This is a genomic window from Mycobacterium sp., from assembly GCF_039583805.1.
GTDB lineage: Bacteria > Actinomycetota > Actinomycetes > Mycobacteriales > Mycobacteriaceae > Mycobacterium.
Genome location: NZ_JAVKSH010000078.1, coordinates 16,520 through 19,156 on the forward strand (window position 1 = coordinate 16,520; position 2,637 = coordinate 19,156).

Genomic DNA, 2,637 nt, shown 5'->3' on the forward strand with positions numbered 1-2,637 from the left:
CGGCACCATCGCCGCGCTGCCGTCGCCGCCGCGAGGACACACCCCGGCACCGCCGCCGCACTGGGACGACCTCGACGTCGACCCCGCCGAGCTGGTGGTGATCGTCGGCGGCGCCGAACTCGGCCCGTACGGCTCGTCGCGCACCCGCTTCGAAATGGAGGTCTGCGACGAGCTGTCGGCGGCCGGCGTGCTGGAACTCGCCTGGACCACCGGGCTGGTCACGTGGGAAGACGACCCCCAACCGGGTTGGTACGACACGCAATCCGGTGAACTCGTCGACGAGGCCGAGCTGGTCGAGCGCTACCACGACGCGGTGGTGCAGCGCGTGGGCATTCGCGAGTTCGTCGACGACGGCGCGATCGACTCTGATCACGCAGCGCCGCTGCTGGTGAGCGTGTTCCTGGACAAGGACTTCACCTTCGCGGTGTCCAGCGAGGCTGACGCGCGGGCGTTCGTGCGGTTCGACCCGGAGCACACCGCCATCCGGCCGGTACCCGACTCCACCGACTGGCAGGTCACCCGCAAGGCCGGCACCGAGATCCGGGTGCCGCGCAAGACCAGGCTCAGCCGCACCGTCGGCGGGCAGATCCCGACCGGATTCGACCCGACGGTGTGGGGGATCACCCCGGACATGGCCGCCTCGATCGACCGGGTTGCGTTGTGGAACATCGTCGCCACCGTCGACGCGTTCATCTCTGCCGGGTTCACGCCCGCGGAGGTGATGCGCTACGTGCACCCCGCCATGGTGGCCAACACCCAGGGCACCGGCATGGGCGGCATGACCTCGATGCAGACCATGTACCACGGCAACCTCCTCGGCCGTACCAAACCAAACGACATCCTGCAAGAAGTTCTGCCTAATGTCGTTGCGGCGCATGTGGTTCAGTCGTACATCGGCAGCTACGGCGCGATGGTCCACCCGGTCGCCGCGTGCGCGACCGCGGCGGTGTCGGTGGAGGAAGGCGTCGACAAGATCCGGCTGGGCAAGGCCGAACTGGTGGTGGCCGGCGGATTCGACGACCTGACTCTGGAGGCTGTCATCGGCTTCGGCGACATGGCCGCCACCGCGGACACCGAGATGATGCGCGGCCGCGGCATCAGCGACGCGAAGTTCTCCCGGCCCAACGACCGGCGCCGGCTGGGCTTCGTCGAAGCACAGGGTGGCGGCACCGTCCTGCTGGCCCGCGGGGACCTGGCGGTCAGGATGGGACTGCCGGTGCTGGCGGTGGTCGCCTACGCGCAGTCGTTCGGGGACGGCGTGCACACCTCGATCCCGGCGCCCGGGCTGGGCGCGCTGGCCGCCGGCCGCGGCGGCAAGGACTCGCCCTTGGCCCGCTCGCTGGCTCGGCTCGGCGTGGCCGCCGACGACATCGCGGTGATCTCCAAGCACGACACCTCGACGCTGGCCAACGACCCCAACGAGACCGAACTGCATGAGCGCCTTGCTGATTCGCTGGGCCGATCGCCCGGCGCACCGCTGTTCGTCGTGTCGCAGAAGAGTCTGACCGGGCACTCCAAAGGCGGTGCGGCGGTCTTCCAGATGATGGGGTTGTGCCAGATCCTGCGCGACGGGGTCATCCCACCCAACCGCAGCCTGGACTGCGTCGACGACGAGCTGGCCGGCGCCGGGCACTTCGTGTGGGTGCGCGACACGCTGCGGCTCGGCGGGTTATTCCCGCTCAAAGCCGGGCTGGTGACGAGCCTCGGGTTCGGTCACGTGTCCGGGCTGATCGCGCTGGTGCACCCGCAGGCGTTTGTGGCCGCACTGGATCCGGGGCAGCGAGCCGAGTATCAGCGGCGCGCCAATTCCCGGCTGCTCGCCGGTCAGCGCCGGCTGGCCTCGGCCATCGCCGGTGGCCGGCCGCTCTACGAGCGGCCCGTAGGCCGCCGCTTCGGCCCTGCCGGGTCGGAGAAGCGCCAGGAAGCGGCGATGCTGCTGGATGCCGGGGGGCGGTTGGGCGACGACGACGTATACATCCGCTAGCCTCGCCAGGCTTAGGCCGCGGCGGCGACGATGCAGTCAGGGCACCTCCCGCTGGCGGGGGAGAGCGGCGCCATGAGCCGCGGCGGCGACGATGCAGTCGGGGCACCTCCCGCTTTGCGGGGGATGAAGCGATGAGGAGGAGCGGCGCCATGAGCATCGTCGGTGTGGGAATCGACGTGGTCTCCATTCCCGATTTCGCCGACCAGGTCGACCAGCCGGGCACGGTGTTCGCCGAGACATTCACACCGGGTGAGCGCCGCGACGCCTCGGACAAGAGCTCCTCGGCCGCGCGCCACCTGGCGGCGCGCTGGGCCGCGAAAGAGGCGGTGATCAAGGCATGGTCGGGTTCGCGGTTCGCGCAGCGGCCGGTGCTGCCGGAGGGAATTCACCGCGACATCGAAGTGGTCACCGACATGTGGGGACGACCACGAGTGCGGCTCACCGGGGCTATCGCCGAGCATCTCAAGGGCGTGATGATCCATGTGTCGCTGACCCACGAGGGAGACGTCGCCGCCGCGGTGGCCATCCTGGAGACCAGCTAGCCCTCGGCGCGAGCGTGGGTGTTTGTCCCCCGACACGCCGGCATCGACCCGCATTGTGCGCACCCTCGCGAGGTGCCTCACATGCACCGCAAACTAGCCTCGACGCCATGG

At 69.9% G+C, this 2,637-nt stretch carries 2 protein-coding genes; both read left to right on the forward strand.

What is annotated here, in order from left to right; genetic code table 11:
* Positions 1 to 1,984 (forward strand): beta-ketoacyl synthase N-terminal-like domain-containing protein (locus ABDW21_RS11820; protein WP_343710475.1); only part of this gene is annotated, 1,984 nt, incomplete at its 5' end.
* A gap of 149 nt (positions 1,985 to 2,133) precedes the next feature.
* On the forward strand, positions 2,134 to 2,526 hold the full coding sequence (locus ABDW21_RS11825; RefSeq protein WP_343601459.1) for a holo-ACP synthase: 393 nt from the start codon (positions 2,134 to 2,136) through the stop codon (positions 2,524 to 2,526).
* Positions 2,527 to 2,637 lie beyond the last annotated feature (111 nt).